Below are 25499 nucleotides of genomic sequence, written 5' to 3'. Positions count from 1 at the left end.
TCTCTCCGCCTAATTCGTCCGCACCGCAGCGTCGGTCACCAGTGCATCGTTTTCCTTGATTTCGCCGGAAACGACCTGGGTGAACTGCCCGTCGGACGACCCGACCTGGATGACGACAGGCGTGGGGCGGCCGTCGCGCAGCACCCATACACGGCGTTCCGCGCCCGTCAGCGCCTGTGCTGCATTGCCGCCGCGCCGGCGTGGCGGGCCGAAGATTCCCATAATGCCGCGACCGCGGCGTTCGACCTGCGGCGGGGCATAACGGAGCGCCGCATTGGGCACCATCAGCGTATCCTTGACGGCCTCGACGGTGATATCGGCGGTCGCCGTCATGCCGGGGCGCAGCAGCAGATCGGCATTGTCGACGGAGAGGACAGCCTTGTAGGTCACGACGTTGTTGACCACTTCGGACGCGAAGCGGATCTGCTCGATCTCCGCGGGGAAGGACCGGTCGGGATAGGCGTCGACGGTAAATTTCGCCTTCTGGCCGACGGCGATCTTGCCGACATCGGCCTCGTCGACATCGACCTGCAGCTCCATCTTCTTCAGATCGCCGGCGATGGTGAAGAGGATCGGCGCCGAAAGCGAGGCTGCGACGGTGGCGCCGGGATTGACCGAGCGAGTGAGGATGACACCATCGATCGGCGAAATGATCTTAGCCTTGGCGAGATTGACCTCGGCAAGCTGCAGGTCGGCTTCCGAGGCGAGCACCTCTGCTTCGTTGATCTGTTTGGCGGCGACAGCGGAATCATATTTGTAGGTGGCATCGTCGAGGCTCTGCTGGGTGGAGACATTGCTCCTCACCAGACTCTTCAACCGCTCGAGCGAGGTGCTTGCCGATTCGAGATCGGCGTTGGCCTTGGCGACATTCGCCTTGGCCGAATTGACCTTGGCGCGCGAACTCTTCACATCCGCCTCGAGCTTGTTGGTGTCGAGCTGCGCCAACACATCGCCCGCCTTGATCGTGCTGTTGTAATCGACGTTGACGTCGCGGACGGTGCCGGAAAGTTCGCTCGATATATCCACCTGCTCGGTCGGCTGCACCGAGCCGGTGGCGGTGACAAGCACCGTCAGGTCGCCGCGTTTTGCCGGCTGAGTCGTGTAGCTCACTTCGCTTTGCCCGCTGCCGGCATAGACATAAGCGGCAGCCGCGGCGGCAGCGGCGAGGATCAACAGGATGAGCAGGCGTCCGCGCCAGCGGCTGCGCCTGTCCCGCTTTCCCGATGCGGCAAGAACCGCTGCGAGGTCGGGCGTCGGGCCCGCCTTTGCTCCGGTTTCGTTGCCGCTCACAATTTTATTCATGTCATCCTCGATCAGTCAGTGGCCGCCTCGGCCCTGCAATGAACTAATCACACCGCAGATGAACCGGGAATTAGCGTTGCCGCCGAACTGGCACGGATTTGCGGACGGGCGAAATGAAATATTGGTAAGAAAAGTCAGGTTTTAGCGCGCAAGCGCTCTCAGCCCGTATCCTCGGCATATTGCCCCGCGCCCGGCAACTCACGCAGCCAAGCTTCGCGCCGCTTGATCCAGAGTTCTTCGGTAGGTTCGAGGTCGGTCGGAGGACTGTCGAGCGAGCCGAGCCGGATTTCCACCGTCTTCTCCTGCAGGCAGAAGAGCCTGCCGCCGCAGACAGGGCAAAAGCTGCGACCGGCGAAGGTGGCGATTTCGCCGGTGTGGGAAAAGTCCTGTCGCGGCCAGACCGCGAATAAGACGAAGGCGGAACCGCTCGATTTGCGGCAATCGGCGCAATGGCAGAGGCCCACGCGGAGCGGCTCGCCTTCTACACTGTAGGCGACCGCGCCGCAAAGGCAGCTTCCGGTTCGCCTTCGCATCGCGGCCGTCAAGAATCGAGACTGGTGGGCAGCCCCGGAGGACGGCGCTTTGCCGCCATCAGCAGATCGAGTTCGGTGGCGGAGGGCCCGAACTTCTCATAGAGACGCTTGGCCTCCTTGTCGTCCAACCGGTATTTCCTGGCGAATTCGCTGAAGCTGTAGGGGCGGCCACGCAGAACTCTTCGCGCCGGGGCCATTTTCGGTGCGTCGGTCATGGTTTCCTCCTTTTATCTGGTGCCTTTTAAGTTAGAGCGGCAGATCGAATAGGAAAGAGTCGAGCGGACGCTTGTGGACCGTGAGGCGGGATGGATGCGGCTGATTTTCCTGGAACCTTTTCGCCGATACCCGGTTTTCGAAGCGAGGTTGCGGGCCGCGCCAAGCGGACGCAGCGGTGCTGGAGAACATCGGGATTTTTCCGCTTTCTCCCGGTGGCCAACGAAACGGCAGGCGAGCTCCCTATCCGCCCGGTCCGCTTCCTCCCCTCTCGTTTCGGCATGAGATCACGAAATATTAAAATGCGGAACGCACGTGCCGGAGCGAGGTTGTTCACCCGAGGTCGACGTGGCCTCAGTTGATAAAACCAAGGAGAAACCAAATGGCAAACCAAGGTGGAACGCACGAACAGCACGTCAAGGCTGGGCAGCAGAGTCACAAGAACGACTCCAATACCCGCAGCGCCTCTTCAGGCGGCCGCGACGCGCAGTCCAGCGGAACCCGCGGCGGCAGCCATGAGCAGCATGTAAAGGCTGGTCAACAAAGCCACAAGAACAGCCACTAAAGCTGTCGTGATGTGAAAATTCTGGCCCGCGCCTCCATTCCGGTGCGGGCCTTTTCGGCTCTCAGGACAAGCGCTGGCCATCTTCGCCGAAGAGGTGCAGCACGGCGGGATCGAGATGGAGTGGCAGGCTGTCGCCGGATTTCATCTGCTGCTGGCCGGCGAAGACCGCGATCAGTTTCTTGCCTGATACCTCGGTGTGGACGACAGTTTCGGACCCCAGTTCCTCGACAAGGACGACCCTTGTGTCCAGCCGGCCTGCGGCGGCTCCATCGGCCAGGGTGATGTGCTGCGGCCGGATGCCGATGCTGATTCTCTCGCCCGCCGGGCACGTCTCCCGGGCAGTGACCGAAAGGCGATGGCCGCCGACGGTTTCTACCTCGGCAAAACCGTTCTCGTGCCCGATGATTGAGCCTTCCAGGAAATTCATGTGCGGTGCGCCGATGAAGCCCGCGACGAAGCGGTTGGCCGGCTTGTTATAGAGTTCCAGCGGCGTTCCGATCTGTTCAATCCGGCCGCTTCTCAGCACGACGATGCGGTCGGCAAGGGTCATCGCCTCGACCTGATCGTGGGTGACGTAGATCATCGTCGCCTGCAGCCGGGCATGAAGGGCCGCGAGCTCGGCGCGCATCGTGACACGCAGTTCGGCATCGAGGTTCGACAGCGGTTCGTCGAGCAGGAAGGCATCCGGGCGGCGGACGATGGCGCGGCCGATCGCGACGCGCTGGCGCTGGCCGCCGGAGAGCTGGCCCGGGCGGCGCTGCAGGAAGGGCTCTATCTCCAGCATGCGGGCAGCGTCAGCGATGCGGGCTTCGATCTCGGCCTTGGGCACCTTGGTATTTTCGAGGCCGAAGGCCAGGTTTTCCCTGACGCTCATATGCGGATAGAGCGCATAGGACTGGAAGACCATGGCAAGGCCGCGGTCGGCCGCGCCGATCTCGGTGACATCCTTGCCGTCGATGGCGATGCTGCCGCCTGTGGGCTTGTCGAGGCCGGCGATCAGGCGCAGGAGCGTCGATTTCCCGCAGCCGGACGGGCCGACGAAGGCGATGAATTCGCCGTCGTTGACCGAAAGCGAGACATCGCGGATGACCTCGACGGCGCCGAAATTCTTGACGATGTTCCTGAGCTCGAGCCCGCTCATGCACTCTCCCCTGTCATATTATTTCAGTCCGGAGCCGGCGATACCAGTGGTGATGAAGCGCTGCAGGAAGACGAAGATCAGCACGACAGGGATCATCGAGACAACGGTCATGGCAAGAATATAATGCCACTGCACATTGAGCTCGCCGGCATAGACGTTGAGCCCGACCTGCAGCGTGTAGAGTTCCTTGCGCGACAGCACGATCAGCGGCCAGAGGAAATCGTTCCAGCGCCAGACGACCGAGAAGATCGCCAGCACCGCCAGCGCCGGGGCCGACAGCGGTAGGATAATACGCCAGTAGATCTGCCATTCACTGGCCTTGTCCATGCGCGCGGCGTCGATCAGCTCGTCGGGGATGGTCAGCATATATTGCCGCAGCAGGAAGACGCCCGTCGGGGTGGCGACCGTCGGCAGGATAACGCCCCAGAGGCTGTCGAAGAGGTTCAAACTGCCGATGACGGAATAGAGCGGCACGACGATGACCGAGAGCGGCACCATCAGCGTCGCCAGGATCATCAACATGACGGCAGTGCGGCCGGGGAACTGATACTTCGACAGCGCGAAGGCGGCCATCGAATTGACGAGCAGCGTGATTGCCGTCGCCACGACCGTCACGAAGACGGAATTGCGCAGGAACAGGAAGAAGTCGAAGCGCTGGAAAGGCTCGGTGTAGTTGCCGGCGGCAAATTCCACCTTACGCACCGGCGTGCGATCCTTGATGTTGACCTTGATGATTTCGCCTGGCTGTTTCGGATCGATCATCTGGCCCATGATGCCGATGCGGCGGACTTCGGCGAGCACGCGTTTGCTGCCATCCGGCATGGTCACGTTATAGAGCGGCAGCGGTTTGTCGTAGCCCGGCACCACGGCCTGCTCGGTGACATAGGGCAGCAATGAGGGCGGGAACTCGGCGAGCGCCGCCGGCGTCTTGAAGGAGGAGAAGACGAGCCAGACGGCCGGGCCGAACATCAGGAAGACGCCTGAGATCAGCCAGATCCAGGTGACGACGTCGGTCCAGTGCCAGCCGCGGCCGCGGCGGCGGAGCAGGAAGGTGGTGACGGCGCTCATTGGCGTTTCCCCTTCTTCTCGTTGCGGCCGCTGGCGGCGAGCTGGACCAGCGTCAGGATGACGAGCACGATGCCCATCAGGATCGAAGCGGCCGATGCGAGCCCCGGATTGCGCAACGAACTCGCAAAGCCGGTCTCGTAAATATACTGGGTAATGTACATGGTGCTGGTGCCGGGGCCCCCGCCTGTGAGCACGAAGACCTCATCGAAGATCTGCACGGCGCGGATCAGCGCCAGGACCAGGACGACGATGAGGTTCGGCATCAAAAGCGGCAGGGTGATGCGCCGGAAGATGCGGGTGGGGCTCGCCTTGTCCATTGCGGCGGCCTCATAGAGATCTTTCGGAATCGCCTGCAGGCCGGCGAGCAGGATCAACGCATAGAAGCCCATATGGGCCCAGACAGAGATGAAGACGGCGAAGAAGAAGGCCCAGAAACGGTCGCTCAGCCAAGAGAAGGGCTCGAAGCCGAAGGGGCTCAACGCATAGTTCAACAGCCCCTCGCGCTGCAGGATCCACTTCCAGATCAGACCCACGACGACGGGCGACAGCAGCACCGGAAAGAAGAACACCGCGCGCCAGAAGCCGCGATTGGAAAGCTCGCGATTGAGGATCAAAGCCGTCGCCAGCGCCGCGATCAGCATCGCGCTCACCTGGAAGACGACGAAGACGGCGGTGTTGCGCACCGCCGCCCAGAAGGTGTCGGCCGCACACGTCGCGGGATCGAGATAGGAGCCGCAGTCGAAGAGGATTCGGTACTGCTCGGCGCCGACATAGGTCCTGTTCTGCAGAAAGATGCCGCTGCCGCTCGTCGTCGAATAGATAAAGTTGATGACAAGCGGCAGGAGCACGAAGACGCTGAAGATCAGCATGTTAGGCGCTAGGAAGATACCCGCCATGCCGTTCAGGCCGGTCAATTTTTGCCAGCCGCGCATGGGAACATCGACGATCCCCATAACAAGACGGACAGGCGCCAGAAGCGCCTGCCGAACACCGGCCTTTGCCGGCGCTTTGGAAGAAACCGTTGCGTCCGCCATCCATTTTTCCGTCAGTTGGCACCGACCTTGGCCTTGATGTCCTCGTCGATGCGGGCATAGGCGTCGTCGAGCTTCATCTCGCCGGCGATCACCTGGCTGATGCGGGCAACGATCGCGCTGTAATAGGCGTCCGACCATTTCCAGCCGGGCAGCTTCATGGCGGGCGCGGCCGTCTGCGCCGCCGATTCGACAAAGGCTTTCAGCGCCGCCTTTACATGCGGGTTGTCGGTCTTGAAGTCCATCTGGCCGGCAGCGACACCTTTATGCGCCGGAATGAACAGGCTGCGCTCAGCAAACTCCTTCTGGACATCGGCGCCCGCCAGATAATCCATGACCTTGGCGACGTCTTTCGGGTTCTTGGTGTATTTGACCGCGACGAGGCCAGCGCCACCCTGCATACCGGTGCAGGCGACCGTGCCGCAGGGGCTTCCAGCCATCACCCAATCGAAGCTGTCGCCGATCTTCTGGGCGAATCCGGAGAGCTGCCAGCTTCCCGAGTAATAATAGGCAAGGCCGCCATTGATGAAGTCCTCAGCCGCGGCACGATAGGTGGTGCCGGCGGCGCTGACCCAGACATCCTTGTTGACGATCCCCTCCTCGTTCCACTTGACGAAGCGGCTGAGGAATTCCTTGGATCCCTGATCGATCGGCGCCGGCTTGCCGTCGGCAGCGATGTAGTTGGCGCCGTAGGAAATGTTCGGGCCGGAGACGCGGTGGCCGGAGCGGTCGATCGCCATGGCGAACACCTTCTGACTGTCGGCGACCTTCTTGGCGGCGGCCGCCCAGTCATCCCAGGTCGCTTTCGGGCCGGGAATTTCGACGCCGGCCTGTTCGAACAGCGTCTTGTTGACGAAGCCGCCGGTCAGCGTCAGCTGGGTCATGAAGCCGGTGATGGCGTTCGAGCCGTCTGGGCGCATCCAATCAGCCTGGGCGCCGAAATTGTCGTCCCAATATTTCGCATCGGCAAGGAGCGGGCGAAGATCGAGCCAGTGCTGCGCCTGCGCCTTCAGATTGGTGACGCGGGCGATATCCGGCCCTTTGCCGGCTTCGAGCTGTACCGGCAGCTGCTCCTTGACGACGTCATAAGAGACCTCGTCGAGGATGACGTTGACATCGGGATTGGCCTTGGAGAAGCGCGCCAGCAGATCCTTGATGACAGCGCCTTCGCCGCCGTCGGAATACCACATGATGCGCACGTCGCCGGCGTGGGCGGCGACCGAGCTCAAGAGAATGGCAGCGAAAGCCGCGCCGATCGATTTCATTCTGGTCATTTTCTCCTCCTCCTGACCGATGAATTCCTACAGCGCCGCGCCTCTTTTCAGACGCGCAAAGGACGCTGTAACACTCTGAATTGCTGCATAATTTTATCCTTAAATCGATTCCGATTTAAGGAATTATGCAGCAGGTCCGGCCGGGTCCTCCACCTGCCCGGCGCGTCTTCTACGAGGCCGCCCGCCGAAGCTGCCTGCCCGGTATCGTGAGATGTACCGCGTCTCCCCTCACCGACCAGTCCGAGGGCCGAAGAATGCGGCCTTCGGCGCGCACCGTGCCGTCCTCCTCGAAGATGACCTCGCCATAATCCGGATCGACGATGACCAAGGCACCCTCGCCGTCGCGCCGGACCGAGTGCGCGGCGAAACGAGCCCGCATGCCGTCGAGACCGCTTTCGCGACCGAGATCGGAGAGACGGACGATCCAGCGGCCGCTGCGGCCGGCCAGGCGCAGTTCCATGTCCGTGGTCGGGCCGTGCTTCACCGGCTCCAGCGGCCCGTTGCCGATCAGCATTGCGAGGCCGCCACCAGAGCGGGCAAGCGCCACATTGCCGTCGAGCGTCGTCTCGTCGAAAGCTTCAAGCGGGAACCAGGCATGGGTGAATTCCGGCTGACCCTGATGGATGGAGAAATCGAGAACCGCCAGATCGCGATACTGATGCACGCGCGGCAGCGTTCCGCAGCCGCCCCAGTAGCTCGGTCGGCCGTAACCGAACTGGATGGTTTCGCCGGGATGGTTGATCCAGATCTGCGCTTCCGGCCGGTCGCTCAGGCGCAGGTGAAGCACCGTCTCCTGATAGCCCCAGGCGCCGGGGCGATAATGGGCGATGGTGCCGAGCGCGGTGTCGCGCGTCTTGTAATGATAGAGGGCAGCGAACCGGTTTTCGCCCTGCGAGAAGGTCCATTCCTGCGCCTCATCAGACCGGTGCGAGGCGATTTCGGCCAGCGCCTCTGGAAAACGCAGGCCGTGATCGCGGATGCAGACGGCAAGCTGCGGCAGCGCGTGGACGCGCCGGCCGTACCAGCCGCGGCCCCAGAGCAGTCGGGCGATGCCTGATAGTTCGACCGAGCGGCCGGGGCGAAGCGTATGTTCGTAGGAGCGGCCCTGGCTGCCGGTCAGCATGCCATGATGGGCCGAGCGGGCGACGATCAACATCAGGCGGACGATGCTGGCATTGGCGCGGGCGCGGATCGTCTCGTCAGGCGCGCAGGCGGCGAGCGCCGTCAGGCCCTTGAGGTCGATCGGGAAATAAGGAACGGAATTCCATTCGGCCATTTCCCAGCGCTCGAAATGATCGAGCCAGGCACGAACCCGCTCTTCGCCGACCTTCATCTGCTCCGCGCCGGTGCGGCCGGAGCGAATGAAGACGGCATCGGGGAAAAGCTGACCGCCGAGATAGGCGGCGGTGTGGAAGAGCAGCGCGTGGTTTTCCGAAAAATACCACTGAACGTCGTTGCCGGGCTCGTCCATCCAATAGCGGTAGTTGAGGACGGCCTGCTCGATCCTGGCGCGCAGTTCCGGTGACAGAAGATCGCTCCAGCGCGTATAGGCAAACAGCAGCGGCACCAGCACGAAATCGGCGCAGTCGTGGCAATCCTCGATGACGGGCAGCATGGCCGAGATCATCGCCTCGGTCTCCTCGCCGCCCTGCCCTAGCGCCAGTCGGGCGAAAGCGCAGACCGTATCGGGCTCGGAATGGGCGGCGACCTCGGCAAGCGCCTCGGCGATGCGATCTTCCAGCGCAGCCGGCGCCGGCCCTTGACGCGCGGGATGACAGATCTCGACACCGAGGGTGCGGGCGACGGACAGTGCACCGGTTTGGAGGGTGATGCGGAAATGGCGGAAATCGGCTGGCATATCAGCCGAGCTTCCGAGCGCCAGCTTGGTCGCGCCTTTTTCCAGCGCGAAATCATAGTCGAAGCGCTCGGTCGACATGAAGTCGCCTTCGATCTCGACATGGCAGCCCAGCGCCAGCGGCAGCGGTGCGGGAAACAGGATCGTCACGTCCTCGCCGAGATAGGCGGTGCGATCGAAGCGCATGCCTTCGAGGATCGCCTCCAGCCCGTCCGCCTCATCGGCGGCGATTGGAACGGGAAGTGATGTTTCGACTGCCGGGCCGTCGAGATAATCCAGCTGGAAATAGAAGCGGGCGTCGCGCTCGGCGAGATCGTCGAAATAGATTCGGATCTCATTGAGGCCGGCGGCGAGCTCAACCTCGAAGATCTGCTGGGCTTCCAGATTGCGCTCGTAGGGCGCCATGAAGCCCTGCTCGCGGCCGTTGACGAAGAGGATGGCGCCGCCGCAGGTCGACAGGCGGAGCCTGGCTGACCCGGCCGTGCCGGCATCAAGGAAGGTGCGCGCCCAGCACCCGATGCGTGTCGGGCGGAACCAGAAGCCGGAGAGATCGACACGCGGCGAGGCAAAGGGAAGCCACCAGCGGATGTCCTCGAATTCGCCAAAAGGTTGCGGCCTTTGGCCGGAGAAGGATGTCTTGAATTCGGTGCGGCAGGGATATTCATGCGGGATGAAGTTCTTCGTCTTGGTGACGAAGAAAAACGGATCCATGCTGCCTTCCATCGGCCGGTTGGCGACATCGTAGCGCGCCTGCGACAGAGGGCCGAGCTGCCAATAGACGATCGGGCTATTCCTGGCGGTTTCGCGGCGGAGATGGGAGAGCTGCTCAGCGGCCATCTGAAACCTGCTCCGGCTGCCTTGGGATTTTCGAGAAAACCCCGACGCATGGATGGCGGTCAAGCCGCATCTTCAAAGCCTCCCTGCTCTGCCGCATATCGCGGACTCCTCGGGGGCAATTGTGCATAGGCATTGCATTTGCGCAACGTGAAAGATTTTTGCATAAAGGAGCGGGAGCGAGGAGATGTCATGGCCGCGGAGCAGAAAAAGGGCAGGCGCACGCGCCTCGACGACATCGCCGCAAGATGCGGCGTGTCGATCAGCACGGTCTCCCGGGCGCTCGCCGGTGAAAAAGGCGTCAGGCCCGAGATCCGCAAGCTGGTGCTGGAGACGGCCAGCGCCGTTAGCTATGCCCTGCCGGCCAGTGTTGCCGGCAAGAAGGTCATGCTCGTCGCCTCCGGCGCGGCGATGATCGACTACGTCCGCAACCAATTCACCCTCTACGTGCTCGAAGGCCTGAATGCGCGTGCCGCCGCGCTCGGCATCGAGATGGCGATGCGCCCCGTTGCCGACAAGACGGACGAAGCCCGCGTCATCGCCGAGATGCGCGACGATGCGAGCTTCGGCGGCATGCTGATCCTGACCGTCGATGAGGAGGATATGCTGGCGGCGGCCGCCGGCTTGGGAAAACCGGTCGTGCTCGTCAATACCGACGATCCCTATATGCGGCTTTCGAGCGTGACGCCCTGCAACCGCTCGGCGGCCTTCATTGCCGCCGAGCGGCTGATCAAGGCCGGCCACGAACGCATCCTGTTCATGCTGCGGCCGGGACGGCGGACGATCGAGCGGCGCCTGGAGGGCTGGCGCGACGCTCTGTTGCATCACGGGCTGCAAGCCGACGCCGAGCTGGTACTCGAGGTCGACGACTGGCTGCCGGAATTGGGCGCCGAGGCAGTTACCCGCCTCGTGCGCGACAAGGGCCTGTCCTTCACCGCAATCCTGACGGCGGGCGACAGCCTTGCAAATGGCGCCGTGCACGGATTGCAGGCGATGGGATATGCCGTGCCGCAGGACGTCTCGGTCATGGGCATCGACGACCTACCGCAATCGGCCTTTCTCAATCCGCCGCTGTCGACTGTGCACATTCCGATGCGCGAACTTGGCGCCACCGCGCTCGATCTGTTGCGCGACATGATGCTCGGGCTTGCCGCCCCGCGCCGGCGCGTCGAGCTCGCCTGCCATCTCGTCGAAAGGGGCAGCGTCGCAACCGTCAGCCATCCGCAGGAGCTTGCGCCGCAATCATGAAATTCCTGGCCATTTCAGGAAGCGCCCGCCGGGCTTCCACCAACACCGCCATGCTTTACGCTCTGCAGTCAGTTGCCGGCTCGATGCTTGAGATTTCGGTCTATGATCGTCTGGGAGAGCTTCCGGTCTTTTCGCCCGATCTTGAACTGGACCCGCCGCTTGCCGTGTCGGCGCTTGCCAAGGCGATTGCCGAGGCAGATGGGCTGATCCTGGCGAGCCCCGAATATATCCGATCGATTCCAGGCGGGCTGAAGAACGCCATCGACTGGCTCGTCTCCCGCAACGAGGTGATCGGCAAACCGATCGTGCTTGCACATGCGTCGCATCGCGGCAACGACATGCTCCACCAGCTTCGCATCATTCTCGCCACGCTGAGCGATCGTTTCAACGAGGACCTTTTCCTGCGGATTCCTCTGATGAAGCTTTCCCCTGATGAGGTTGCCGCACATCTTTCCGCCCCTCGGCATCAGGAGGAAATGCGCCGTTTCCTCGACGATTTCGCAAATTACTGCGCGCCAGCCGTCAGGCTTCCATGAAGCTCGCCTCGAACAACTCGCGCGCATAGGCATCATGCGTGGTGCCCGCCTGCAGATCCGCCCTGGTGAGTTCGTCGACGAAGCCGCCATTCTTCATGATCAGCACCCGGTCGCACATATGGGCGATGACCGCGAGATCGTGGCTGACGAGCAGATAGGTCAGCCCCTTCTCCTCACGCTGATCGGCGAGCAGGTTGAGGATTTCGGCCTGGACAGAGACGTCGAGCGCCGATGTCGGCTCGTCGAGAAGCAGGATGGGCGGCGACAGGATCAGCGCCCGGGCAATCGCTACGCGCTGCCTTTGTCCGCCGGAAAGCTCGTGCGGAAACCGATTGGCGAAGCTTGCCGGCAGGCCCACCTGGATCAATGCGTTTTCGACCTTCGCCCAGATCTCGGAATGGCGCATGGCGCGCAGCGGCTCGGCGAGCGCGGTGCCGATGCGATGGCGGGGATGCAGGGATCCATAAGGATCCTGAAAGACCATCTGGGCAAGCGTCAGTTCCTCGCGGGAGCGTTTCTTGCCGATCGGCTTTCCGCCGAGCTCGATCTGGCCGGTCCAGCCGGCCTCCATCCCGGCAAGGCAGCGCAGCACCGTCGACTTGCCGCAGCCGGATTCGCCGACGATGCCGAGCGTCTCGCCGGGCTTGACCTGAAAACTGATGCTCCTGACGACATGGTTTGTCGATTTACCCGATCCGAAGACGACATCGAGGTCACGCACATTGATCATTGCACCGCCTCCAGATCGAGTTTCGCCCGGTCGAGAACCGCGAGCCGGCGCACCGGGCTCTTCGGGTCGGGCAGCGCCGCTATCAGGCCGCGGGTATAGGGATGGCGGGCCTCTTCGAGACGGGTCAGGGTTTCGACGATCCGGCCGGCATACATGACGATGATGCGTTCGCAGAAGGCCGCGACCATGCGGATGTCGTGGCTGATCAGAAGCAGGCCCGAATTGTTTTCCCGCACCAGTTCGTCGAGCAGCAGCAGCACGTCCTTCCGCACGCTGACATCGAGCGCCGAGGTCGGTTCGTCAGCGATGACGAGCTTCGGCCGCGCCAAGAGCATCATGGCGATCATCACACGCTGCCCCATGCCGCCGGATATCTGGTGGGGATAGAGCGCCATGACCCGGTCAGGATCGCTGATGCGCACGCGCTCCAGCATGGCGCGGGCAGCATCCTGCGCCTGGCTGCCGCGCAGGCCGAGATGAAGGCGGGCAGCCTCGGCGATCTGCTTGCCGATCGACAGCACCGGATTCAGCGAATAGCGAGGGTCCTGCATGATCAGTGCAATGTCCTTGCCGCGCAGTGCGCCCATCTGGCGCTCGCTCTTTGCCAAAAGCGGACTGCCGGCGAGATCCATGCGCTCGGCAGAAACGATCGCCGCCGGCGGCAAAAGGCGCATGATCGCCCGGCCCGTCGTCGATTTGCCAGAACCGGATTCTCCGACGATCCCGACACGTTCGCGGCCGACATCGAAGCTGACGTTGGAGACGGCGGGCACGGCGCCTCGGCCGAACCGGACATTCAGCGCCTTGACGGAAAGAACGGGCTGGAGATCACGATCTTGCATGGCGGGGATCCAGAATGTCGCGCAGAGCATCTCCGGCGATGTTGAAGGCAAGGCTCGTCAGCAGGATGGCGATACCCGGCATGACCGCGACCCACCAATAGTCGAGCATGAACTTGCGGCCGTTGGAGATCATCGCGCCCCATTCCGGCGCAGGCGGCTGGGCGCCAAGCCCGAGAAATCCGAGCGAAGCCGCCGTCAGAATGATGCCGGCCATGTTGAGGGTCAGGCGTACGATGACCGAGGGAATGCACATGGGGGCGATATAAACGAGAAGAATGCGGATCGGCGAGGCGCCGTAGAGACGGGCGGCCACAACATAGTCGGCGTTTCTGACGACCAGAGCCTCGGCACGCGCCAGCCGGGCGATCGGTGGCCAGGCGGTGAGTGAGATCGCGATGATCGCGGTGGTCAAGCCGGCGCCGAGCGCCGCAGCAAAAGCAAGCGCCAGGATCAGCGACGGGAAAGAAAGAACGATATCGGTGGCGCGCATCAGCAGCGCATCGATGCGTCCGCCGAAGAAGCCCGCGACTACCCCGATCAAAAGACCGATCGGCCCGACGATCAGCGAAATCGATAGCACGGTCTGGATGGTGATGCGCGTGCCGAAGATGAGGCGGCTCAGAATATCGCGACCGAACTCGTCCGTGCCGGCCGGATGCGCCAGGCTCGGGGGCTGCAGGGCGTCCCCGAGCGATTGGATGACCGGATCGTAAGGCGCCAGCAGCGGCGCGAAGATCGCGATCAGGCAAAGCAGACCGAGGATGACAAAACCGGCAAGGCCAAGCGGCTCGGCAGCCAGTTTGCGGCCGGCCCGCGCAAACGACGCCGCCATGCGGATTGGCACGCTCGGAGGGCGAATCCGGATGTCGCTGCGGATAACATCGCTCATCGGGCCGTCTCCCGCATGCGCGGATCAAATGTCGCGTAGGCGATGTCGGCGAGGAAGTTCAACAGCATGAAAATGAATCCCACAATGATGGTGCCGGCCACGATGGCGTTCATGTCGCCGATCATCAGCGCATTCGTCATGTATTGGCCGATGCCCGGCCAGGAAAAGACGATCTCGGTCACGACGGCGCCTTCGAGCAATCCGCCATAGGAAATGGCCAGGATGGTGATCAGCTGCACGGCTATGTTCGGCAGGACGTGGCGCCAGATCGTGCCGAAGGGGCTCACACCCTTGGCGCGGGCCGCAATGACGTAATCCTGGCTCAACTGCTCCAGCGTGAAGCTGCGGGTCATGCGGGTGATGTAGGCCATCGCGGCATAGGCGAGGATAATGGCCGGAAGGATGATATGGCCGAGCGCATTCCAGAAGATCTCCGTCTCGCCCTGGAGGAGACTATCGACCAGCAACAGCCCGGTCTGCGGGGTGACGAGACCCTCGTAAAACACATCGACCCTGCCCGGCCCGCCGACCCAATTCAGGCCGGCGTAAAAGATCACGAGCCCGACGATGCCAAACCAGAAGACCGGGATCGAGTGTCCAACGAGGGCGACGACGCGGGCGACCTTGTCGATCAGGCTGTCGCGAAACAATGCCGCGACCAGGCCGAGCGGAACGCCGACAAAAGTCGAAATGATCACCGCCAGCGTCGCAAGTTCGAACGTTGCCGGAAACGCCTGAGCGAGGTCCGAAGAGACGGGATTGCCCGTGAGCACGGCCGTACCGAAATCACCATGGGCGAGCCCGTTCAGATAGAGGAAGAACTGCTGATAGATCGGCAGATCGAGCCCCAGACGCGTTCGCATCGCCGCATAGGCGGCGGGATCGGCAAGCTCGCCGACGATGGCGCCGACGGGATCCATGGGCAGGACGCGGCCGATCACGAAGGTCACACAGAGGAGGATGAACAGGCTGACGAGCAGATGCGCCAGGCGTCGGCCAAATTCGGCTACAGAGAGTTCCTTCATGATCGGCTGCCTCGGGAGTATTACTGGGCTTCAGACTTCGTGACGCTCTCAAGCCGCGTCAGCTGGGTCGGATGACCGACATATCCTTCAACCTTGCTCGACAGGACGATCGGCTCGAACCGCTCGAACATCGGCAGCACCGCCGGCTTCTGCTCGACGAACATCTTCTGCATCTCGACATAGAGCTCGCCGCGCTTCTTGGCGTCCGGCTCCATCGACGCCTTCGCCGTCAGCGCCGTGAGTTCGGGAATGTCCCAGGCCGAGCGCCAGACGAAGTTGCCGGCGTTATTGGCTTCCTTCGAGTTGTCGGGATTGGAGGAGAACTGCTCCATCGAGCCGAGCACGTTCGGCATGTAGGCGCTGGTCTGCGGGATCAGCAGATCGAAATCCCTGGCGCGATGGGCGGCGATGATTTCCGAGCCGTTGCCCTGCTGGATATCGACCTTGATGCCGACCTGGGCGAGCGACGCCTGGATGGCCGTGGCAAGATCGATGCGCGGCGTCTGCGCGATCGTCTTCAGCGTCAGCGAGAAGCCCTCCTTGAACCCTGCTTCGGCCAACAGCTGCTTCGACTTTTCGACGTCGAGATGCCAGTCGGGATTCGGGATCGCAGATCCGAAATTCTCCGGAACCGGAACGTTTCTCGCCCGCCCGTAGGGTCCCATGATCGTCTTCTCGATGCCCTTGTAGTCGATGCCATAGGCAATGGCCTCACGCACCTTCGGGTTGGACAGGTACTGGTTGCCGGCATTCATCGACAGCACGTAAAAGCCGCCCGTCGGGATACGCTGGATGGTAAAACCCTGCTTGTCCTTGAAGGTGGCGAGATCGGCGGCAGTCAGGGCGCTGGCGATATCGATGTCACCGCGATCGAGCATCAGCCGCTCGACCTGGCTTTCCGGAACATGGCGGACGATGACGCGCTTCATCTTCGGAGCGCCGGTGACATAATCCTTGTTGGCGTCGAGGATGACAAGCTCGTTGGGGGACCAGCGGTTCAGGGTGAACGGACCGGAGCCGGCCGAGTGCGTGCGCATCCAGGCATTTCCCCAGTCATTGTCGGCGACATGCTTCTGCACTTCGACGCTGTCGACAATGCTGGTGGTCGATGCCGCGAGCCGATAGAGCAACATCTCGGCGGTCACCTGGCCGGAAAAATCGATGCGAACCGTCTTGTCGTCGACTGCGGTGACGAGCTTGTCGACATTGTCCTTGTCATAGCCGACGCGCTTGAGGTTCGCCGCAGCAGCCTGGTCGAGCTTCAGAAGCCGCCCGATCGAATAGACGACGTCCTTTGATGTCACCGGATTGCCGGAGGCGAAATTGGCCTGACGCAGCGTAAAGGTGATGCCCTTGTCATCGACCTTCCAGCTTTCGGCCAGCTGCGGCACGATCTTGCCATCCGGCGTGCTGTTGACCAGGCGGTCGTAGAGGTTCGACATGATTTCGACCGCCTTGCCCTCGGTCGCCTGATGCGGATCGAGCGACAGGACCTGCGCCAATGATGTTCCGATCACGAGTTGGTCCTTCGGCGTGGCGGCGTACGAGAGCGGCGCAGCGATCGTCAGAGCACCGAAGACGGCGCCGACGAACAGGCTCTTAGAAAAATGCTTCATTGCAACTCCTCCCTAGATTACTATAAGAGACATATTATGTCGCCCGTATGTCGTATTATGATTTATCGAAGTCGAATTCGATTTGCAAGTGCCGAGCGGGAGACGTGAGCCAAGGAACTGGGGAACGAAGAATGACAGCACTCGGCCGTGGTCGGCAAAGACTGGCGCAGCAGGTCATTGATCAGCTGCGGGCGCAAATCGAAACCGGGAAATTGCGCGTCGGCGATCAGTTGCCGACCGAACCCCAGCTCGAATCGACCTTCGGCGTCAGCCGCACCGTCGTGCGCGAGGCCATCGCCGATTTGCGGGCGGCGGGTTTCGTCCGGCCGATCCAGGGCAAAGGCGTCTTCGTCGCGGACCCGAAGGTAAATTCCGTCATGTCGCTGACGCCGGTCGAGATCAAGAGTATTCCGGAAACGCTGGAATTGCTGGAGTTTCGCATGGCGACCGAGGGTGAGGCGGCAGCCATTGCCGCCTATCGCCGCACCGCCGAGCAGGAAGCGGCGATTCGCGAGGCCAATCGGAAAATGGCGGGCATGATCGAGACCGGACAGCAGACCGTGGAAGCGGACTACGCCTTTCACATGGCGGTCGCCGCCGCCACCAACAACCGGTTTTACGTGGACGTCCTGCGCCATTTCGGCCCACGCGCCATTCCGCGCGGCCAGTTTCCGACGCTGCCTGAAGCCAATGACCGCGAATATCTGCAAAAGGTCTATGCCGAACATGTCGAGATTCTTTCGGCGATCGCCGATCAGGACGCGGAGCGCGCCCGTCAGGCGATGCGCGCCCATCTGATGGCCAGCCAGCGTCGCTACCGCATGCTCGCCGAACAGCAATAGGGCTCGACACTCTCAGAAATTCGTATTATGTCATATGACATTGATGAACTTTAAGAGGGTCTCCGATGTATCTGGGAACACAGGTGGCGGCGCGCGATGACGACGATTATCGCATTTTCGCGCAATTGGGCGTCAAACATATCAGCGCCGACCCACCGGGCAAGCCGAGCAGCTGGACGCTTGCCGATATCGAGCGTCACCGCGACAAGGTCGAGAGCTTCGGCCTGATCCTCGACATGATCCAGCTGCCCCTGCCCTCGCAGCCGATCGAGAAGGCGTCCTATCCCGATATCCTACTTGCCGGCCCCGAGCGCGACCGGCAGATCGATGCCGTCTGCACAATGATCGAGAATGTCGCGAAGGCGGGCATTCCGGCGGTGAAATACAATCTCAACCTGATCGGCATTCCGCGCACGCCGGATGAGCCGGGGCGCGGCGGCTCGATGAATGCGAGCTTCCGCTGGGAGAAGACCGATCAGCAGGCAGCACCCGGTCTTGCCGGCGTGCTTTCCGAAGACGAAAACTGGGAGCGGATCGACTATTTCCTCGAACGCGTCGTGCCGGTCGCCGAAAGTAACCGCGTCCGCCTCGCCTGCCATCCGCACGATCCCTACACACCGCCCGGCTATCGCGGCGTCACGCGTGTGCTCGGCACGGTGGAAGGCCTGAAGAAGTTCGTGCAGATGCGCGAGAACCCGTATCACGGCCTCAATTTCTGCCAGGGTTCGGTCGGCGAAATGCTTGAAAATCCCCGCGAAGAGATCGACGACATCATTCGCTGGTTCGGAGAGCGCGGCAAGATCTTCAACGTCCACTTCCGCAACATCCGCGGCGGCAAGCTGTCCTTCATGGAGACCTTCCCCGACGAGGGCGACATGGACATGGTCCGCTCTGCCCGGATCTATAAGGAAGTCGGCTTCAAATACATGCTGATGCCCGATCATGTGCCGACCGTCAGCGGCAAGGATCCGTCCGCCACGGCATTCGCCTTCTGCTACGGCTATATCGCAGCGCTTCTGCAAATGCTCGAGAGCGCCTGACGCCGCCCAATTTCAACACGTAAGGAATAGGACTTGATGATGAACCCGATTGAATTGAAGAAGGCCGTCGGCAGTGGTCTGCTCTCGTTTCCGGTCACGCATTTCGACGACCAGCTGAAATTCGACGAGGCGAAGTACCGCCGCCATGTGGAGTGGCTTGCCGGTTACGACGCCGCCGCACTGTTTGCCGCCGGCGGCACCGGGGAATTCTTCTCGCTCAATCCGAGCGAGATTCCGCAGGTCGTCCGAGCCGCCAAGGCGTCGGCGGGCAATACGCCGATCATCTCCGGAACCGGCTACGGCACGTCGCTTGCCATCGAAATCGCACGGGCGGCCGAAAAGGCAGGCGCCGACGGATTGCTGCTGCTCCCGCCCTATCTGATGTTTGCCGAACAGGCAGGCCTGATCGCCCATGTCAAGGCGGTCTGCCAATCGGTCGGCATCGGCGTCATCGTCTATAACCGCGACAACGCCATCCTGACAGCCGAAAGCATCGCGCGCCTTGCCGAGGAATGCCCGAATCTGATCGGCTTCAAGGACGGCGTCGGCGATGTCGACAAGGTCATCGAGATCACCACGCTGCTCGGCGACCGGCTGGTCTATGTCGGCGGCATGCCGACCCATGAAGTTTATGCGCAAGCCTATTTCGCCGCCGGCGTTACAACGTATTCCTCGGCCGTTTTCAATTTCGTCCCGGCGCTGGCCCAGCGCTTTTACGGCGCCTTGCGCACCGGCGACCAGGCGACCGTCGACGAAATCCTGAAGGGCTTCTTCTTCCCCTTCGTCGCCTTGCGCAACCGCAAGAAAGGCTATGCCGTCTCGATCATCAAGGCCGGCCTGCGAGTGCTCGGCCAGAACCCCGGCCCGGTGCGCCCGCCTTTGACGGATCTCACCCAGGAAGAATTGGCGCTGCTGGAGAAAATCGTGCAGGCCAACGGCGTCTCGCGGATTGCGGCGGAATAATCGCCGAGGACGGCAGGAGTATCTGCCGCGCCCTCTCGATTCCCTCTTCTCCCCCTCGGGGAGAAGGTGCCCGTAGGGCGGATGAGGGGGCCGACGATGCCGGTCTTCTCCTCCGGCTCATCTCGACTATGTGCGGGATGCTGCGCACGGCATTTCCGCCCGCGTGCCGGAATAGAATTTACGTGAGGGGGTGCCGTTCCGCCCCCCTCATCCGCCTGCCGGCACCTTCTCCCCGAGGGGAGAAGACGATGCGCCGCACCCTCGCCATTCCCCAGAACTTCGCCTACAACGCCATCCCGCTGCCACGGTCGAAGACATGCACCTGGTCGCTGGCGATACTCGCCTCGAAGACGGCGCCGTAGCGGGCGGGGTATTCGCCGTCGACGACCGCCGTCACCTGCTGGCCGGCGAGATCGAAGACGATATGGGTCTGGGCGCCTGTGGGTTCCACCAGCATGGTACGGCCGCCAAGCGGCGTGCCGACCGATATGCCGGGGATGAGATGTTCGGGGCGCAGGCCGATGGTGACGGCCTGGCCGGGTCTGACCTTGCGGTCGGGCGCGATACGGATCGCTGTGCCATCGTCGAGGCGGGCGGTGGGTTCGCCGTTTTCTCCGGTGACCGTGCCTTCGAGCATGTTCATCGCCGGCGACCCGATGAAGGCGGCGACGAAGAGATTGGCGGGTTTTTTATAGAGTTCGAGCGGCGTACCGACTGCTCAACCCTGCCGTGATTGAGCACGACGATGCGGTCAGCGAGCGTCATCGCCTCGATCTGGTCGTGGGTGACATAGATCGAGGTCGTCTTCACCTTCTGGTGCAGCGTCTTGATCTCCGAACGCATCTGCACGCGGAGTTTAGCATCGAGGCTGGAAAGCGGTTCGTCGAACAGGAAGACGGCGGGGTTGCGCACGATGGCCCGGCCCATGGCGACACGCTGGCGCTGGCCGCCGGAAAGCTGCGCCGGCTTGCGGTCGAGCAGCTTTGCGAGATCGAGCATGCGGGCGGCTTCAGCAACGCGGGCCTCGATCTCAGGCTTTTGGACGCCGGCAAGCTTCAGGTTGAAACCCATATTTTCCGCCACAGTCATATGCGGATAGAAGCGCGTAGGACTGGAAGACCATGGCGATGTTGCGCTCGCGCGGCGTCATGCGTTGACGACATTGCCGCCAATCGCGATCTCGCCGTCGGTGATCTCTTCCAGACCGGCGATCATCCGCAGCAGCGTCGATTTTCCGCAGCCGGACGGTCCGACGAGGGCAACGAATTCGCCATCGTCGATATGAAGGGAAATGCCGTGGATAACGTCGACGGCGCCATAGGCCTTGCTTACATCGTGCAGTGAAACGGATGCCATGATTGCAGCTCCAATAGTTCGGCTCAGGACTTGACAGCGCCGGCGGTCAGGCCGGCGATGATGTGCCGCTGGGCGACGAAAAAGACGATGATTGTGGGAAGGATGGTGAGCGTGATGAAGGCGAGCACCAGTTGCCATTCCGTGCCGTATTCGCCGCGATAGACCATGATGCCGAGCGGCCATGGGTATTTCGATTCCGAGTTCAGCATGATCAGTGGCAGGATGTAGCTGTTCCAGCTGCCGACAAAGGAGATGATGCTGACGGTGGCGACGATCGGCCGGGAGAGCGGCAGCGAGACGTGCCAGAAGAACCTGAGATAACCGCAGCCATCAACAAAGGCCGCCTGGAACAATTCTTCCGGAAGGTTGCGGAAATAGTTCCTGAACAAAAGGATGCTCATGCCGAGGCCGAAGGCGACCTGCGGCAGCACCACGCCCCAGTAGGTATTCAACAGCCCAAGATCGCGAATGCGGATGAAGAGCGGCAGGATCGCGGTCGCTGCCGGAAACATCAGGCCGAGCAGGAAATAATTGAGCAGGAAGGACGAACCGAAGAAGCGGACATGGGCGAAGGCGAAGGCCGCCATGGACGAGACGATCAGCGTCAGCAGCACGGTCAGCGCTGCGATGATCAGCGAATTGCCGATCTGCAGCCAGTAACGCCCGCCGAAGAGGATGTCGGTGTAGTTCGCCCACTGCCACTCGGTCGGCAGGCCGAAGGGATTGGTGCGCAGGTCGCCCAGTGTCTTGAAGCCGCCAAGCGCCGTCGTCAGCAGCGGGATCAGCACGATGGCGGCAATCAGGGTCAGCGACGCGTAGAGATAGATGCGGGTCGAGGCGCGCATGCGGATGGAGGAGCTCATATCAGTCATGGCGCATGAAGATCCTTTTGTAACCGAAGGCGAGCGTCACGCAGATGATGAAGAGCACGACGCCGACGGCGCTGCCCAAGCCCACCTGCATGCGCATGACGCCATAGGTGTAGAGAAAGGTGACCATCGTCTGGGTGGAGTTCGATGGTCCGCCGCCGGTCAGCGGCATGATCATGTCGAAGAGCTGCAGCGAGCCGACGACGGCAAAGAAGATCGACAGGCGCAAGGTCGAGCCGAGCAGCGGCAACGTGACGTAACGGAATTTCTGCCAGCCGGTGACGCCGTCGATTTCGGCCGCTTCCAGCACGCTCTTATCGACCGATTGCAGGCCGGCGATGAACAGCATCATGTGGAAGCCGAAATATTTCCAGACGATGACCCCAAGCACGGCATAGATCGCCACGTCCTTGTCAGCGAGCACGTAAGGGTTGGCGAAGCCGAAGAAGTTGGAAATAGCGGCAAACAGGCCGTAATCGCCATCATAGACGAAACGCCAGATCAGGCCTGCGGCAACATCCGCTAGCACATAGGGCAGGAAGAAGATCAGCCGGTAGCCGACGACGCCGGGAATGCGATGGGCCAGCATGGTAGCCAGCCAGATGGCGAGCGGCACCTGGATGCAGATCGAGATAACGATGATCAGGCCGTTATTGACCAGCGCCTGGGTGAAGGCGGCATTGCGGAACAGGACCTGGAAATTGCGCAAGCCGATGAACTCGGTCGGCGTGCCATAGCCGTTCCATTTGTAGAGGCTGTACCAGGCCGCCTCGCCCATCGGCATGATGACGAAGAGCGTGAACAGCAGCAGTGCCGGCGGCAGGAAGAGCAACAGCACCGTCAACCGGTCGTGGGCGACCGAGCTTTTCCGGTTTGCGGCTCGTCTTGCCGGCCTCGCGGCCGATGTCATCGAGGGGACTGAAATATTGGCCATGGATCCTGCTTTCATTCGTCGGCAGCAATGCCGGCGCTCCGCTTGATCGGGAGCGCCGGGAAGGTTCTGCGGGCGCCGGTTATTGTTCCAGGTCGAAAGCATCCTGGATCATCTGGGCGCCGTCCCTGGAGTTCATCTGTCCGGAGACGATTTCCACCGAGACGTCGTTGACGACACGGCCGACGGCCGCACCGAGATCCTGATCGAAGAAGTTCTGATGCCAGGTTGAACCCGCCAGCTGTTTAGCGGATTCGGCAAGCAGCGGGTTGACGACGCCGTCATCGGCGCCGACGGCAACGGGAAGCAACATGCCTGATTTGGCCATCGCCCGCTCATTCTCCGCATTCGTCAGGAAAGCGAGGAAATCGATTGCTTCCTTGGAAGCTTTCTTGGTGACGGCCCAGCCGTTCAGGCCGCCAAGCGTGTCCGTCGGCTTGCCGGCGCCGCCCTCGACCGTCGGGAAGACGAAACGACCGATATTGTCGGGGGCCAGGCCCTTGCCGTCGCCGGCATTCTTGCGCTGGTTGGCCTCGGTCGCTTCAAAACCGAGGATCATCGCCGCCTTGCCGTCACCGAAAACGCCGAGCGTCTGCGGCCAGGTGGCGCCGAGATAGCCGGGCTGGAAAGGTTCGAGCTTGCCCAGTTCGGCGAGGTCGTCACCGGCCTTGATGATCGCCGGATCGAGGAAACCTTCGCCTTCGCCGTTCTTGGCCGCGTCGAAGACCTTCTGGCCGCCCTCGCGCATGACGAGATAGCTCCAGTAGAAATGGATCGGCCATTTCTCGCCGCCGCCGCCGGCGATCGGCACGATGCCGGCTGCCTTGATCTTCTTCACCGCAGCGAGGAAATCAGTCCAGGTCTTGATGTCCTCGGCCTTGACGCCAGCCTTGGCGAACAGCGCCTTGTTATAGAAAAAGCTGACGAGACCGACCTTGTAGGGAATGGCCCAGGTCTTACCCTCAAAAGTTAAGCCATCGACCGATGCCGGGGTATAGGCCTTGCGCAGCTTGCCGCCATCGGCGTCGAGGGCTGCCGTCACATCCTGAAGAGCGCCGGTCTCGGACTGCTGCTTCAACACGCCGCCGCCCCAACTGAAAAAGAAATCCGGCACGTCGTCGGACTGCAGCAATGTCGGAAGCTTGGCCTTGAAGGCCTCGTTTTCGAGGAACTGCATCTGGATGTCGACATCGGGATGCTGGGCTTCGTATTTCTTGACGATATCCTCCCAGGCCGCGACATTTTTCGGATCGAGCTCGAGATGCAGCCATTTGACAACCGTCGTCGCCGAGGCGGCTCCTGCTCCGGCCAGCAACATGCCGGCTGCCGCGGCCATAGATACGATGCGCCTGCCGCGGAAACCGGCGTTCTTCAGCGTGAAATTCATGATTTCCTCCCTGGGGACCTATCCTCACAATTTTTCCCCAATGCGGATTAATTCAACGGAGGTTTCATCGGATGTCAACCCGATCGCCGCTATTTTTAGCAAATGCGCTTGACAGGTCCGCGGAATTGCCTGCTATTTATTTCGTAACCCGTTAAAAATATTGGCTTCCGCCCAAACGAACGATGCCGGCTAGTTTTTCATGAAGACCGCAGATCCAGAATTGATGCGCGCGATCAATCGCTTGAACGTGCTCGATACCATCCGGCGACATGGTCCGATCTCGCGCATCGAGATCAGCGAACGGACTGAACTCTCGACGACTACCGTCTCCGCCATCACTGCCTCGCTGCTCGACGATGGGCTGATCCTGCCACGTCATGAAGGCGATATCCGCAATGAGACTGTGCGTGGCAGGCCGCGCGTGGCGCTGGAGCTCAATCCGGACGCTGCCCGCGTCGTCGGCGGCAAGATCGCCCCCAACCGGATGGTGTTCGTCGTCACCAATTTCCGTGGTGACGTCCTGTCGAAGCTCGCTCTGCCGATCCGTATCGACCGGCAGCCGATCGGCGTCATCGCCGATCTGGTCGAGGACGGGGTCAGGCGCTGCGTCGTCGACGCCGGACTGTCGCTGGAAGATGTCGACAGTATCTGCCTCGGCTTTCCCGGCGTCGTCGAGCATCGCACCGGCTACATCAGAAGCAGCCCTATCTTTCGCGACACCAATGTCGATTTTGCCGCCGAAATGTCGACGCGGCTATCGACGCCGACCATCGTCGAAAGCGACGCCCATGCCATCACGCTCGGCCATCACTGGTTCGGAAGAGCCAGGGATCTCGAGGATATGGTGTTGATTTCGCTGGAACAGACGCTGGGACTCGGCGTGTTGCACGGCAACCGCCTGTTCCGTGGCGCCGGCGGCCTCAGCCACAATCTCGGCGATCTCGTGCTTGGCATGGGACCGAACGGCATCGTGCGGCTTTTCAGCCAGGCCGGCGAAAGCGCGATCCTCGGCGAACAGCAGGCCGACGGGCGTTTTGCCGAAGCGATCCGCCTCGGGCGCGGCATGACCCATGCCCAGGCTCTCATCAAGGCCGACGACGACCGGTTGATTGGCGCTGCCATCCGCGCCGGCGAAGCCGTGGGATTGACCATCGCCAACATTGTCACGCTGTTTGCGCCGCCCCGCGTCATCCTTGTCGGCTCCAGCCTGGCGCTCGGCGAACCCTTTTTGAACAGCCTGCGCGATGCCTATGCGCTCGCCATTCCGCCGTCGCTACGCGGCGTGAGTGAACTCGTCTTCGATGATTCGAGCGATGATTTCTGGGCGCAGGGCGCGGCCGCAGTAGCGCTCTACGAACTCTACGAATCGCCCTGGAGCACTACCGGGCCGGCGCTCTGAGGAGCGCACA

At 62.1% G+C, this 25499-nt stretch carries 24 protein-coding genes and 1 pseudogene; 7 read left to right on the top strand and 18 right to left on the bottom strand.

Annotated elements, in window-relative coordinates; translation table 11 throughout:
- Nucleotides 1–9: 9 nt before the first annotated feature.
- The 3 genes from PYR71_RS16595 to PYR71_RS16585 all read right to left on the bottom strand — a co-directional run bounded on the left by PYR71_RS16595 (nucleotide 10) and on the right by PYR71_RS16585 (nucleotide 2050).
- Nucleotides 10–1302 (bottom strand): efflux RND transporter periplasmic adaptor subunit, encoded by a 1293-nt coding sequence (locus tag PYR71_RS16595; protein WP_275620122.1) that lies wholly within the window; start codon nucleotides 1300–1302, stop codon nucleotides 10–12.
- Between the two features lie 158 nt (nucleotides 1303–1460).
- Nucleotides 1461–1835 carry a GFA family protein gene (locus tag PYR71_RS16590; protein ID WP_275620121.1) on the bottom strand — a complete coding sequence of 125 codons (375 nt, stop codon included), beginning with the start codon at nucleotides 1833–1835 and terminating at the stop codon, nucleotides 1461–1463.
- 8 nt (nucleotides 1836–1843) lie between these two features.
- Nucleotides 1844–2050 carry a hypothetical protein gene (locus PYR71_RS16585; RefSeq protein ID WP_275620120.1) on the bottom strand — a complete coding sequence of 69 codons (207 nt, stop codon included), beginning with the start codon at nucleotides 2048–2050 and terminating at the stop codon, nucleotides 1844–1846.
- 380 nt (nucleotides 2051–2430) lie between these two features.
- On the opposite strand from PYR71_RS16585, the gene PYR71_RS16580 reads away from it, so the two are divergent.
- Nucleotides 2431–2613: a hypothetical protein gene (locus PYR71_RS16580; RefSeq protein WP_004673791.1), complete on the top strand. Its 183-nt coding sequence runs from the start codon at nucleotides 2431–2433 to the stop codon at nucleotides 2611–2613.
- Nucleotides 2614–2674: 61 nt separating this feature from the next.
- Here the strand turns inward: PYR71_RS16580 and PYR71_RS16575 are convergent, their stop codons facing one another.
- The 5 genes from PYR71_RS16575 to PYR71_RS16555 form a co-directional block, all read right to left on the bottom strand.
- Nucleotides 2675–3754, bottom strand: a complete 1080-nt coding sequence (locus PYR71_RS16575; protein ID WP_275620119.1) for an ABC transporter ATP-binding protein — start codon at nucleotides 3752–3754, stop codon at nucleotides 2675–2677.
- A gap of 18 nt (nucleotides 3755–3772) precedes the next feature.
- Nucleotides 3773–4822, bottom strand: a complete 1050-nt coding sequence (locus PYR71_RS16570; RefSeq protein WP_275620118.1) for a carbohydrate ABC transporter permease — start codon at nucleotides 4820–4822, stop codon at nucleotides 3773–3775.
- Complete coding sequence (locus PYR71_RS16565) at nucleotides 4819–5856, bottom strand: carbohydrate ABC transporter permease (protein WP_275620117.1); 1038 nt, start codon at nucleotides 5854–5856, stop codon at nucleotides 4819–4821. The genes PYR71_RS16570 and PYR71_RS16565 overlap by 4 nt, the downstream gene beginning before the upstream one ends.
- 11 nt (nucleotides 5857–5867) lie before the next feature.
- Nucleotides 5868–7127 (bottom strand): ABC transporter substrate-binding protein, encoded by a 1260-nt coding sequence (locus PYR71_RS16560; RefSeq protein WP_275620116.1) that lies wholly within the window; start codon nucleotides 7125–7127, stop codon nucleotides 5868–5870.
- Between the two features lie 169 nt (nucleotides 7128–7296).
- The gene (locus PYR71_RS16555) at nucleotides 7297–9819 is read right to left on the bottom strand and encodes a hypothetical protein (RefSeq protein ID WP_275620115.1); all 2523 of its coding nucleotides are present in this window, start codon (nucleotides 9817–9819) and stop codon (nucleotides 7297–7299) included.
- Nucleotides 9820–10008: 189 nt separating this feature from the next.
- Here PYR71_RS16555 and PYR71_RS16550 point away from each other — a divergent pair, with 189 nt between their 5' ends.
- Nucleotides 10009–11064: a LacI family DNA-binding transcriptional regulator gene (locus PYR71_RS16550; RefSeq protein WP_275620114.1), complete on the top strand. Its 1056-nt coding sequence runs from the start codon at nucleotides 10009–10011 to the stop codon at nucleotides 11062–11064.
- The gene (locus PYR71_RS16545) at nucleotides 11061–11600 is read left to right on the top strand and encodes an NADPH-dependent FMN reductase (protein WP_275620113.1); all 540 of its coding nucleotides are present in this window, start codon (nucleotides 11061–11063) and stop codon (nucleotides 11598–11600) included. The genes PYR71_RS16550 and PYR71_RS16545 overlap by 4 nt, the downstream gene beginning before the upstream one ends.
- On the opposite strand, the gene PYR71_RS16540 is transcribed toward PYR71_RS16545, so the two are convergent.
- The 5 genes from PYR71_RS16540 to PYR71_RS16520 are packed head-to-tail and all read right to left on the bottom strand — an operon-like array spanning nucleotide 11587 to nucleotide 16702.
- The gene (locus PYR71_RS16540) at nucleotides 11587–12330 is read right to left on the bottom strand and encodes an ABC transporter ATP-binding protein (RefSeq protein WP_275620112.1); all 744 of its coding nucleotides are present in this window, start codon (nucleotides 12328–12330) and stop codon (nucleotides 11587–11589) included. The genes PYR71_RS16545 and PYR71_RS16540 overlap by 14 nt on opposite strands.
- On the bottom strand, nucleotides 12327–13172 hold the full coding sequence (locus PYR71_RS16535) for an ABC transporter ATP-binding protein (RefSeq protein ID WP_183915629.1): 846 nt from the start codon (nucleotides 13170–13172) through the stop codon (nucleotides 12327–12329). The genes PYR71_RS16540 and PYR71_RS16535 overlap by 4 nt, the downstream gene beginning before the upstream one ends.
- On the bottom strand, nucleotides 13159–14061 hold the full coding sequence (locus tag PYR71_RS16530) for an ABC transporter permease (protein WP_275620111.1): 903 nt from the start codon (nucleotides 14059–14061) through the stop codon (nucleotides 13159–13161). Before PYR71_RS16530 ends, PYR71_RS16535 begins: the two co-directional genes overlap by 14 nt.
- Nucleotides 14058–15086 (bottom strand): ABC transporter permease, encoded by a 1029-nt coding sequence (locus PYR71_RS16525; protein WP_275620110.1) that lies wholly within the window; start codon nucleotides 15084–15086, stop codon nucleotides 14058–14060. The genes PYR71_RS16530 and PYR71_RS16525 overlap by 4 nt, the downstream gene beginning before the upstream one ends.
- 20 nt (nucleotides 15087–15106) lie before the next feature.
- Nucleotides 15107–16702 (bottom strand): ABC transporter substrate-binding protein, encoded by a 1596-nt coding sequence (locus PYR71_RS16520; RefSeq protein ID WP_275620109.1) that lies wholly within the window; start codon nucleotides 16700–16702, stop codon nucleotides 15107–15109.
- 131 nt (nucleotides 16703–16833) lie between these two features.
- Here PYR71_RS16520 and PYR71_RS16515 point away from each other — a divergent pair, with 131 nt between their 5' ends.
- From PYR71_RS16515 to kdgD, 3 genes are all read left to right on the top strand, one after another.
- The gene (locus PYR71_RS16515; protein WP_183915637.1) at nucleotides 16834–17544 is read left to right on the top strand and encodes a FadR/GntR family transcriptional regulator; all 711 of its coding nucleotides are present in this window, start codon (nucleotides 16834–16836) and stop codon (nucleotides 17542–17544) included.
- Nucleotides 17545–17609: 65 nt separating this feature from the next.
- On the top strand, nucleotides 17610–18584 hold the full coding sequence (locus tag PYR71_RS16510; protein ID WP_275620108.1) for a mannonate dehydratase: 975 nt from the start codon (nucleotides 17610–17612) through the stop codon (nucleotides 18582–18584).
- Between the two features lie 36 nt (nucleotides 18585–18620).
- Entirely contained in the window at nucleotides 18621–19547 is a 927-nt protein-coding gene (kdgD, locus tag PYR71_RS16505) for a 5-dehydro-4-deoxyglucarate dehydratase (protein WP_275620107.1), read from the top strand.
- A gap of 283 nt (nucleotides 19548–19830) precedes the next feature.
- Here kdgD and PYR71_RS16500 read toward each other — a convergent pair whose 3' ends face one another.
- From PYR71_RS16500 to PYR71_RS16480, 5 genes and pseudogenes are all read right to left on the bottom strand, one after another.
- Nucleotides 19831–20190, bottom strand: coding sequence for a TOBE domain-containing protein (locus PYR71_RS16500; protein ID WP_275620106.1), 360 nt, complete (start codon nucleotides 20188–20190; stop codon nucleotides 19831–19833).
- Nucleotides 20187–20813: pseudogene (locus PYR71_RS16495) on the bottom strand (ABC transporter ATP-binding protein); the annotation flags it as partial. The pseudogene PYR71_RS16495 and the gene PYR71_RS16500, both read right to left, overlap by 4 nt.
- A 113-nt stretch (nucleotides 20814–20926) precedes the next feature.
- Nucleotides 20927–21775 (bottom strand): carbohydrate ABC transporter permease, encoded by an 849-nt coding sequence (locus PYR71_RS16490; protein ID WP_275620105.1) that lies wholly within the window; start codon nucleotides 21773–21775, stop codon nucleotides 20927–20929.
- Nucleotides 21768–22706: a carbohydrate ABC transporter permease gene (locus tag PYR71_RS16485; protein ID WP_275620104.1), complete on the bottom strand. Its 939-nt coding sequence runs from the start codon at nucleotides 22704–22706 to the stop codon at nucleotides 21768–21770. Before PYR71_RS16485 ends, PYR71_RS16490 begins: the two co-directional genes overlap by 8 nt.
- 79 nt (nucleotides 22707–22785) lie before the next feature.
- Nucleotides 22786–24090 carry an extracellular solute-binding protein gene (locus tag PYR71_RS16480; protein ID WP_275620103.1) on the bottom strand — a complete coding sequence of 435 codons (1305 nt, stop codon included), beginning with the start codon at nucleotides 24088–24090 and terminating at the stop codon, nucleotides 22786–22788.
- A 199-nt stretch (nucleotides 24091–24289) separates the two neighbouring features.
- Between PYR71_RS16480 and PYR71_RS16475 the strand changes: the two genes are divergently transcribed.
- The gene (locus PYR71_RS16475) at nucleotides 24290–25489 is read left to right on the top strand and encodes an ROK family transcriptional regulator (RefSeq protein ID WP_275620102.1); all 1200 of its coding nucleotides are present in this window, start codon (nucleotides 24290–24292) and stop codon (nucleotides 25487–25489) included.
- Nucleotides 25490–25499 lie beyond the last annotated feature (10 nt).

The organism is Rhizobium mulingense (assembly GCF_029194105.1).
In the GTDB taxonomy this organism is placed as follows: Bacteria; Pseudomonadota; Alphaproteobacteria; order Rhizobiales; family Rhizobiaceae; genus Rhizobium; species Rhizobium mulingense.
The sequence above is the reverse complement of the archived record's forward strand: the minus strand, read 5'-3'. Positions and strand labels throughout refer to the sequence as shown.

Coding starts and splice junctions, on each gene's coding strand:
- PYR71_RS16515 (WP_183915637.1), top strand. CDS start 16,834: ATGACAGCACTCGGCCGTGGTCGGCAAAGACTGGCGCAGCAGGTCATT.
- PYR71_RS16530 (WP_275620111.1), bottom strand. CDS start 14,061: ATGAGCGATGTTATCCGCAGCGACATCCGGATTCGCCCTCCGAGCGTG.
- kdgD (WP_275620107.1), top strand. CDS start 18,621: ATGATGAACCCGATTGAATTGAAGAAGGCCGTCGGCAGTGGTCTGCTC.
- PYR71_RS16595 (WP_275620122.1), bottom strand. CDS start 1,302: ATGAATAAAATTGTGAGCGGCAACGAAACCGGAGCAAAGGCGGGCCCG.
- PYR71_RS16555 (WP_275620115.1), bottom strand. CDS start 9,819: ATGGCCGCTGAGCAGCTCTCCCATCTCCGCCGCGAAACCGCCAGGAAT.
- PYR71_RS16575 (WP_275620119.1), bottom strand. CDS start 3,754: ATGAGCGGGCTCGAGCTCAGGAACATCGTCAAGAATTTCGGCGCCGTC.
- PYR71_RS16565 (WP_275620117.1), bottom strand. CDS start 5,856: ATGGCGGACGCAACGGTTTCTTCCAAAGCGCCGGCAAAGGCCGGTGTT.
- PYR71_RS16535 (WP_183915629.1), bottom strand. CDS start 13,172: ATGCAAGATCGTGATCTCCAGCCCGTTCTTTCCGTCAAGGCGCTGAAT.
- PYR71_RS16585 (WP_275620120.1), bottom strand. CDS start 2,050: ATGACCGACGCACCGAAAATGGCCCCGGCGCGAAGAGTTCTGCGTGGC.
- PYR71_RS16480 (WP_275620103.1), bottom strand. CDS start 24,090: ATGAATTTCACGCTGAAGAACGCCGGTTTCCGCGGCAGGCGCATCGTA.
- PYR71_RS16510 (WP_275620108.1), top strand. CDS start 17,610: ATGTATCTGGGAACACAGGTGGCGGCGCGCGATGACGACGATTATCGC.
- PYR71_RS16540 (WP_275620112.1), bottom strand. CDS start 12,330: ATGATCAATGTGCGTGACCTCGATGTCGTCTTCGGATCGGGTAAATCG.
- PYR71_RS16500 (WP_275620106.1), bottom strand. CDS start 20,190: ATGAACATGCTCGAAGGCACGGTCACCGGAGAAAACGGCGAACCCACC.
- PYR71_RS16580 (WP_004673791.1), top strand. CDS start 2,431: ATGGCAAACCAAGGTGGAACGCACGAACAGCACGTCAAGGCTGGGCAG.
- PYR71_RS16520 (WP_275620109.1), bottom strand. CDS start 16,702: ATGAAGCATTTTTCTAAGAGCCTGTTCGTCGGCGCCGTCTTCGGTGCT.
- PYR71_RS16545 (WP_275620113.1), top strand. CDS start 11,061: ATGAAATTCCTGGCCATTTCAGGAAGCGCCCGCCGGGCTTCCACCAAC.
- PYR71_RS16560 (WP_275620116.1), bottom strand. CDS start 7,127: ATGACCAGAATGAAATCGATCGGCGCGGCTTTCGCTGCCATTCTCTTG.
- PYR71_RS16525 (WP_275620110.1), bottom strand. CDS start 15,086: ATGAAGGAACTCTCTGTAGCCGAATTTGGCCGACGCCTGGCGCATCTG.
- PYR71_RS16570 (WP_275620118.1), bottom strand. CDS start 4,822: ATGAGCGCCGTCACCACCTTCCTGCTCCGCCGCCGCGGCCGCGGCTGG.
- PYR71_RS16590 (WP_275620121.1), bottom strand. CDS start 1,835: ATGCGAAGGCGAACCGGAAGCTGCCTTTGCGGCGCGGTCGCCTACAGT.
- PYR71_RS16550 (WP_275620114.1), top strand. CDS start 10,009: ATGGCCGCGGAGCAGAAAAAGGGCAGGCGCACGCGCCTCGACGACATC.
- PYR71_RS16490 (WP_275620105.1), bottom strand. CDS start 21,775: ATGACTGATATGAGCTCCTCCATCCGCATGCGCGCCTCGACCCGCATC.
- PYR71_RS16485 (WP_275620104.1), bottom strand. CDS start 22,706: ATGGCCAATATTTCAGTCCCCTCGATGACATCGGCCGCGAGGCCGGCA.
- PYR71_RS16475 (WP_275620102.1), top strand. CDS start 24,290: ATGAAGACCGCAGATCCAGAATTGATGCGCGCGATCAATCGCTTGAAC.